The sequence below is a fragment of the Pseudomonas sp. CM27 genome (assembly GCF_013179515.1).
GTDB lineage: Bacteria > Pseudomonadota > Gammaproteobacteria > Pseudomonadales > Pseudomonadaceae > Aquipseudomonas.
This window is the reverse complement of sequence record NZ_JABMCN010000050.1, coordinates 19,572-27,963: the sequence shown is the minus strand read 5'-3', so window position 1 is coordinate 27,963 and position 8,392 is coordinate 19,572. Positions and strand designations below refer to the sequence as shown.

Sequence of the window (8,392 nt, the reverse complement as noted above, 5' to 3'; positions counted from 1 at the left end):
CGCGTACCTTGATCCAGCAGTACCAGTACAGGCAGTTGACGCCGCTGGGCGGCTACCTGAAGAAAGCCTGGCGGTTGGTCGATGTCGAGACACTGAGCGAGCCTGGCGCACAGCCTGGCGAATTCCACGAAAAAGTGGCCAGGGTGTATTGTGACGCCCCTGCCGAGCCATTCAGCTATGGTCGAGTGCAGTTGCAGACCCTGAGTTACCCGGGCGACGAGCCGGGCAAGGCCCTCGACACCGCTACGCATTACGTTTACAGCCTGCCTGACGACACGCGTGCATTGCAGACCCTGCAAACGCAGGTAGGTTTTGACGGCGAAACCAAGACCATTACCTTGCAGCATGGCCTTGACACGGGTGAGCCGGTGCTGAATCGGGACGATAACGATGTCGAAATCCGCTATGAATACGATGCTTTGCGCCGAGTGGTTGTTGAAATCGTTGCGCTAGGCAAGCCAACCGAGGCTTACCGTCAGTATAAGTATTTCCTGTGCGCTTACGACAACGAGCAGGCTCAGCAATGGGCGTCCGATGTCAAGCAGGTAGAGACCCATACCCTGTTCGACGGCCTCAGTCGCCCGGTCTTCGAAGAGCGCGAAGACTGGGACAGCGCCACGTTCGCCGGTGCATCCCGGCCCATTTATCGCGCGCAATACGACGAGCTCGGTCAGCTGTCGAAAGAAACAGAGATCGATTGGCTGGGTGATCGCCTGCTCGAGTTGACCAGCACCTACCACTACGACGGCTGGGGTCAGCAGTACAGTGTCACGCTGCCCGAGGGTGTGACCGAGGTCGAGGAAGTCGACCAGGTGGCAAGCAAGGATGGCCCGGTGCACCGCACCTGGCGAGAAGTGGGTGGAGTACGCTGTAGCGGTATCACCGAAACTTGGCAAAACCTGTTTGAAAAACCGTCGCGGATCGAGCGTTTTGCCCTCGACGGCAGTACTGTTGTCAGTCTGCAGGTCAATGAATACGACGGCCTCGGTCGCCTCAGCGCGGAAAAACGCGGGAGCGGTACCGGCCAGCGCATCGACCAATATCGCTATGACGTTTTTGACCGTGTTCTACAACATGACCTGCCGGACCGTGCCAACAAGGTTTATCGTACGTACGCCCTTCATAGTCGCAATGACCTGCCTGAAAGCATCAGCGTGGGTAGTTCCGAGGCGACGGCGCGGTTGCTCGGTCTGCAGAAATTCGATGGCCTCGAGCGGCGCATCATGGCGACGACAGGCGGACGGCGACAGGTGTTCGAGTTCGCCCCGGGCGAACGGCAACCGTGCAGGGTGCGAGCGGCTGACGGCAGGGTGATCGAATACCAGTATGACCCCTCGCTCAGTGAGGAGCCGGTAACGCGGGTGTTGGCCGGAAAAACCGCGCAATATGACTACGACCCTAAAAACGCCAGGCTGAGGCATTGCGAAGAGAACAGTGCTGACGATGGCACCCGCTATCTCATGGACCGTGACTACTTCCTCGGCAATGGTGAGGTCCGGACAGAGACGCGGACCGTGGAGGGTGAAGCCTTCACCATGGTTTACGACTACAGCTACCGCAGTCGCCTGCGCGGTTACCTGGATGTGCTGAACCAGATGCAGTGCTACGAATATGACGACTTCGGCCGCCTGGTGAAAACTACGTTGAGCGCGCCGGTGGCTGCGAACTCCCGCTACCGGATGCGTCGTGAACCAGCAGCGCAGCAGTTGTTGCTGATATCGACGTTCGAGTATGACGAGCAGGGGCGCATGGCGTCCTACTCCACGCAGGATGTCGTGACGGGGCAGGCGTTGACCACCCGGCTTGAATATGACGAGTTCGACAGAGAGATACTCCGTACCTTCGATTTTGGCGACACCCTGCAAACCCTCAAGCAGGATTATGACCAGTTCGATTGCCTGAACTATCGAATCCTGGAAGAGCTCGACAAGAACGCTGACCCGAGCGACGCCAAGCTGCTGCGTCACGAAACATACCAGTATGATCGGCGTGGTAGGCTGCAGATATACACCTGCACGGGCCCCGCGGCGCCTGTCGACCCCTCCGGTAAGGTTATTGCCCGCCAGACGTTCGGCTTCGATGCGGTCGACAACATCATCTCGGTCAGCACCCAGAGCCCGGAGGAAGACCGCCCACAGCTGACGCGGTACGAGTTCACCAATATCGCCGACCCGGCGCAACTGACCAGAATCGTCCCACCTGCCCCGCTGCTGCCTGTCGAACTGGAGTACGACTTGAATGGCAATTTGATCAGGGATGAGCAAGGCCGGGTGTTGATCTATGACTCACTCAACCGCCTGCTGGGGGTCGAGACCTCCACAGGTGAACACTGCCTCTATCATTACGACCCCGAGAACGTCCTGTCCGGGACCTCATCTGGCTGAGGGCTTACGCTGAAGCAAGGCCGGTGTCATGGCCGGCCTTGTTTTGCTAGCGGTAGCGAATGGTAAAGTTCAGGGCCCCTTTGGCAAGGCCAGCACCTACTGCGCTGCTCGCCTCCAGCTGATAGAAGCGAGCCTCGAAGTCCAAGGGTACCTCGCCCTTCTTCAAGGGTATCAGTTCGTGCTCCGTGCCCAGTTGCATCGGCTTCCCGGCGTAGAGCATCTGGATGCCCACGCCGCGTGCATCGGAGTCGTCGGTCAGGCTGAACACGTGTTCTCCCGCGGGGCCTACTGGCTTTGAACCATTGATGCCATGGAGCTCGATGGTGGCCAACGTCTCATTGTCCGGATCGCTATCCACCTGGCAATTGCTCAAGCGAATCCGGAAAGGCTTCGCGGTCGTGGTGAAGCCCGGGCCGGTGAAGTCTTTGGTGTTCCATTCGCCGAGATCCACCGGTAAGGCGCTGGTCGCAGCGAGTACATCGCACTGGGTCTGGATGATCGATGCCCGCAGGCTGAATTCGAGTACCTTGCCCAGGCCGGTATCCACGTGGCCAGTGATCAGTGGGCCGTCCACTACATGGATCCCAGGTGACAAGTCGCCCGTCTTGACCAAGGTGAGCGTGTGGTTAAAAAAGAACATCTCGACGGGGGCCAACCTCACTTGCTCGTACCAGGAGGTGAATGGCACATAGGGTGAAGGTTCCGGGTTGAATTGGTCGGTTCCCCCCTGAAACGGAAGCCCCATCATTATGATTGCGCCGACGCCTGGGATGCTGGTGTTCAGGATAGGCGCATCCGAAAGGTGGCTGTCAACAGTGGCTATGGGGGGGTGAACACCGAAGGAGGCTGCCATGTCGAAGTTGATTCGCTTGCCCTTGGGATCACAGGTAAGGACCAAAAGGTTTCTGTCAGGAAGAGACGTTGATCCGAAAGTGGCGATCGTTCTGCCGATCCGCGCGTCGCGCGGGACGTAGAGGGTGCCCAGGTCCCGTTCATATTGCATGATCCCGGCGCTGCGCAGGGGGTCGAACCAGCACCGCTCGTCTCGGTCGGACGTTGCCATAGCCTGAGCTGTTGGCCAGACCAGCGCCATCAGCAAGGCTCGGCGCAGGTTTTTCTTGATGTCTTTCATGGCTTTCCTGAAGCGCGTAGGGCAGCCACTTGCGAGGCTGCCGTGCGATTGATTTGCTAGATACAGGTGAGGGTTTGCAGGCGATAACCGTCGACCAGCGGAGCGGCCAGCGGGTCGACGTGTAGCTGGCAACTGGCCTCGGGCTGGTCGCCCCAGCTCACCAGCAAGGGGTGATCCACACTCGGGCTGGTGAGCATGACTACGCCGGCTTGCCCAACCATGCCGATCGGCTCCCCGTCTTTACCCAGCACCTGGGCACCAAAGGGCAGGGGCTGGCCGCCCGCGCCGTGCAGGGTCAGCACCAGGCGCGAGACGCGGCTGGCCTCAAAGCGTCGTTTCACCACTGCACCTCGCCGTGGCACCACTTGTGCGGTGCCATTGTCGATTTGCACATCAGGGTCCAGGCGGTCGGTTTCCAGCACGATCGCGTTGGCCCTGTAAGGTTGCAGGTGGGGCAGCAGTGCATAGCCGTGGGCATCGGTGCGGGTGCCGACCGCGTTCTGCAGGCCGACATCGGCCACGCCGGGGACTTCGACCAAGGCTGCGGTATCACCCAGGTAGCGACCGAATGCCAGCCCATCCGCGTGCAGCAGCACAGCGCCACTGGCATTCAACGACAGGCTGCGATAAACGCTGCCCTCGGTAATACCACCACTCAAGCTTGCGTAGGGCGCCTGGTGGCCGAGGGACAGGGCTGCAGTTTTACGGTCGCTTTCGTCACGGCTGAGGCTGGCGCTGTAGCTGAGTGCGCGTTCGGTGTCATTGCCGCTGAGCGTAGTGCGTTGGCTGTGGCCTCTGGCGTTGTGCTGCAGGCCGAAAGAGGCATTGAGGGGACGGCCGAAATGCAATGGCATCGACACGCTCAGGCCGAACTGGCGATCGCTGCCGTAGCGGTCGGCCAATGACTGTGAGGCGAACAGGCTGTAACTGACACCGCGGTGATGGGTGTTGAAATTGAACTGATACTGCCGCTGGGTAGCACTGCGCTGCCAGTAGTCCTGGTGTGACAAGGTGAGGGTCATCGAACTGCTCCTGCCCAGGCTCTGGTGCACCGATGCCTCCAGCCGACTACGGCGGCCGCCGCTGAACTTTGCGTCATTGCTGCGCTGGCGCAGCGCCTCATCGAAGTCACGGTAACCTTGTGTCGAATAGCGGTAACCTGCGAAACGCAAGTTGGTATTGCTAGTGAACGCTTTACCGTACTTCAATGCGTAGCTCGTACCCTGCACGTCGCGCTCATGGGTGTTGTCTATTGTGCTGAATGCCTGAGTAACGTCGAAGGCCAGCGCCCCAAAGTTGCCGAGGTCCTTGCTCAGGCCCAGGTTGCCCGCGCGGTAGAACTCACTTGCCATCAACCCGCCGTAAAGGGTGGTGTTCCACTGGGTGCCAAGTGCCAGTGTGCCCTGCCAGAGCAGGGGGGTGTCGAGTTGAGAAGAAGGATTGTAGCGCCCCAAGGTTGCACTGTAGCGCCAGACACCCGGTCGCATCAGGCTGTTGATGGTCGAGAACGGCTGTATGAACCGCCGTACCTGGCCATCGGCCTCGGTCAGGACGACTTCCAGCTCGCCACTGCCTGCTGTGCTGAGATCGTCGATGGCATAGGGCCCGGCGCTGACGTATGTCGAATAGATCGGATAGCCATTCTGCCAGACCTCGACCTTTGCCCGGCTTTGCGCTACCCCGCGAATGATGGGGGCGTAACCGCGCTGATTGTCGGCCAGCATGCTCATGTCAGACGCCACACGCACACCCGAGATCGGGACTGAGCGAAACACGTCGCTGTCGGTGAAGGTTTCGCCAAGGGTCATATTGGCACGGGTACCCGGAATATCCCGCTGAGCGAAAGTTTGCACTCTGGTCCATTCACGCCCGCCCTGGCTGTCGTGGCGCCAGGATTGTGTGCTGCGCAGGCGCCACTCGCCTAGATTGACGCCAGTGTTCAGGTACAGGTCGCCACTGTTGAAGCGGCCTGCGTAGCGATTGTTGCCTTGCAGGGTCGACGCTTGGTAGCTGATGAAGGCGGCATTGATACCGCTTTCCCAGCGAGACGGGTCGACCTGCCCGGCGCTGTCTCGGCGCATGGCGATCTGGGGGATTGAAATGCCCAAGTGCAGCTCCCCCGGTGAAAAGATGACTTGCGCGCCCGGCACCACTGCCGTGAGGTCCAGGCAATCTTTGCTCTGATCATCCGGGTTGGCCAGCGCTTCCAGGCGCAGGCCCCATTCGCCGAGCAGCTTTGCGGCAAGGCAAGGTTGCAGTTCGCCGTCAGGGTTCGGCTGGAAGTCGAGCTCATGTTGACCGACCGGTTCGAGGTTGACCTGCACGCTGACGCGGTAAACGCCAGGCGCCAGTGCCTGGTCGCTGGTGAGTTTGCTCAGGGACCAGACGCCAACCTCTTCAGGCTGGCCCGGTACCTGGCGCAGGAAGCCGCTCTGGAACCCTGAGTCTGCGTGTGCGCACGGCAGTGCGAGCAAGGCCGAGCCACCCAACACGCGCAACAGTGCGCTGCGCGGGCTGTGCGAAATGCACCAGCGTAGTGAGGGGAGGAACATGGTGATGTCCTTTGTTGCTGCGAGGCCGGCCCTAGTTGGGCAAATGAATAGGTGAAGTCAGCGGGGTGGTATATCCACCGTAGTCATTGATAACGGAAAATTCGGCGCGCAAGCCGGCGGTTCGGGTAATACCGTCAACGGGGTAATTCTGTGCAGCGAAGGGCGCTACCATGGCGGTGTTCCTTAGTTTGTGTTGCTGCCCTGGGCCATGCACGTTCAGGCGAATGAAGGTGACATGAAACGGTGAGGGGTTATCAACCCGCAAATAGGGCTTACCGTTTTTTTCTATCAATGAAAACTTCAGGGATTTCAATTGGCTGGTGGACGAATCTTTCAGTTGCTGCGGTCGATAAAACATCTTGATGCGGGTTCGCATCGCAATGTTGAGGGTATTGCCAGGCGCGTCACTGGCTTCGGGTATTTCCTGGACATTGAGGAAAAACAGCGACTCGCGATCGTCGGGCAGTGTGCGGGGTAGTCCATTGATTTGTACAAGCTGCTCTTTGCCAGGTAGCAATTTGAACAACTGTGGCGCTGGCAGAAACGGTACGGCGGTTGTATTGTCATCGGCACTGGTGTTGATCCACGTCTGCACGGCATATGTCTGCGTGCTGGGATTGCGCACGACCACCGTTGTATTGCGCTTGTCACTGTGGAACACCAGTCTGGTATTGTTCAAGGCCAACGCCGCCTGGGCACTGGTAATGGGCAAGGTGTACAGCAATATGGCCATGCAGGCGCCCATGAACGGACGCAGGCATGCCGCCGCTGGAAATAAGCCGGGCATGAAGGAGGTTCCTTTGGGACCCAGACGTCGAGGACGCCTGGGTGATGCAACGAAGCGAAGTGACACGCCAGGCCAGGCCGGGCGCGCTTTCTATCAGATGATATCGACGGTGAAGGTCACGATCGCAGAGGCTGTGCCAGCGGTCACCGTAGGCGCAATGGAGCGGTAGTAGGCGTTAAACGGCAGGCGCGTTTCACCGGTGTTATTCAGATCATACGCATCAGTGGCGGTGCCGGGCTTGATGACTTTGCTGTCTTTATCACGCAGCGAAATGGCCACACCTTTTGCGCCGTCAGAGCCTCCTGTCACCGCGAAGTAGTCACCGCTTGGATCGGCGGTACCGGTGAAGGTGACGGTAGCGCTATTGTCAGCGAAGCCGCATTTGGCCCCATCGCGAATTACCAGATCGAAGCGTTTGCCAACATATTCCTCACCCACGTTCTCGAACTTACTGGCTGGCACGTCACCCAGGCTGACAACGCTGACGGAACTGTTGTCACCAGGATTGACGATTTCAATCGGGCAGCCGTCCGCGGTAATGCGGCCTTCGAATTTCAGGTTGGTGCCGGTACTGGCGAAAGCCGAAGTGCCTGCGGTGAGGGTAAGCAGGCCGAGCGAAAGTGCCACGAGGGATTGTTTCATGGGTTCGATAATTCCTGAGTCAAGTTGTGATGGAGTACTGCTGAAGTCACGGCTATATGTGGGTGCGTTATGCATTGCCACTGCTGCGCTTCGGCGCTGATTCTATTGATGGTACTTGGTTTATTTCAATGGGAATTTAAGCCGTTTATTTGTTATTTATTTATGTATAGGGGGCGGGGTTATTTGCTGTTGTATTTTCTGTGTGTGGTGGCGGATATTTACCGATGCTGTGTTGAGTGCTGTGGGTGCAATAAGTGTTTTCTGAATTATGATTTGGATGCGTTACCGTCAGAGGGCATGACGTAATTGCATGTAAGGGGGGCAAGCGGGGAGAGCGGCGGACGAGCGCAGGAGAACAGTTGTGTGCTGGCGACAAGGCAGAGGTGGCGCGGTGCCGAGAAGGTGCAGACGCCTCGCGGTGCAGGGTCGAGGCGTCGGGGAAAGGTTGCTAGTGCGAGCTGTCGCCGCCTTTGAAACTCAGCAGTTGTTTTTCCTGGTTCCAGTCAAAAGGTTCATCGGCCTGTTCGGCCTCATAGCGACGCTCTTCCAGTTGCTGGTAGAGCGCCAGCTCATCATCCGGCATGAAGTGCAGGCAGTCGCCGGCAAAGAACCACAACAAGTCACGCGGGACCAGATGGGCAATCTGCGGGTAGCGCTGGATCACCTGGCAGATCAGGTCCTGGCCCAGGTACTGGCTTGCCAGCGGGTCCTGTGGCAACAGCGTGAGCAGTTCGTCGAAGCGTTCGAGGAACAGGGCGTGGCTTTCTTCTGGCACCTGCTCTGCTTCACCCAGTGCCACCAGGATGGTGCGCAGGTGCTGAAGCAGTTGCAGGTGATATTCCAGGTGGGGGGTGGCCATGGAATGGGTCCTCGGTATGGCTGAAACGGGGGGCGG

Annotated in this window: 6 protein-coding genes; 1 reads left to right on the top strand and 5 read right to left on the bottom strand. The window is 59.0% G+C overall.

Annotated elements, in window-relative coordinates:
- Positions 1-2,384: RHS repeat domain-containing protein (locus HP547_RS08735; RefSeq protein ID WP_372242872.1), on the top strand; the 2,384-nt coding region annotated here is incomplete at its 5' end.
- A 46-nt stretch (positions 2,385-2,430) separates the two neighbouring features.
- Here the strand turns inward: HP547_RS08735 and HP547_RS08730 are convergent.
- The 5 genes from HP547_RS08730 to HP547_RS08710 form a co-directional block, all read right to left on the bottom strand.
- A complete protein-coding gene (locus HP547_RS08730; RefSeq protein WP_172286062.1) occupies positions 2,431-3,516 on the bottom strand; it encodes a fimbrial protein in 1,086 nt (361 codons plus the stop codon).
- Between the two features lie 56 nt (positions 3,517-3,572).
- Positions 3,573-6,068 carry a fimbria/pilus outer membrane usher protein gene (locus HP547_RS08725; RefSeq protein ID WP_172286061.1) on the bottom strand — a complete coding sequence of 832 codons (2,496 nt, stop codon included), beginning with the start codon at positions 6,066-6,068 and terminating at the stop codon, positions 3,573-3,575.
- Positions 6,069-6,099: 31 nt separating this feature from the next.
- The gene (locus HP547_RS08720) at positions 6,100-6,855 is read right to left on the bottom strand and encodes a molecular chaperone (protein ID WP_172286060.1); all 756 of its coding nucleotides are present in this window, start codon (positions 6,853-6,855) and stop codon (positions 6,100-6,102) included.
- A gap of 93 nt (positions 6,856-6,948) precedes the next feature.
- Entirely contained in the window at positions 6,949-7,497 is a 549-nt protein-coding gene (locus HP547_RS08715) for a fimbrial protein (RefSeq protein ID WP_172286059.1), read from the bottom strand.
- 448 nt (positions 7,498-7,945) lie between these two features.
- A complete protein-coding gene (locus HP547_RS08710) occupies positions 7,946-8,356 on the bottom strand; it encodes a PA2817 family protein (RefSeq protein WP_172286058.1) in 411 nt (136 codons plus the stop codon).
- Between the last annotated feature and the right edge of the window lie 36 nt (positions 8,357-8,392).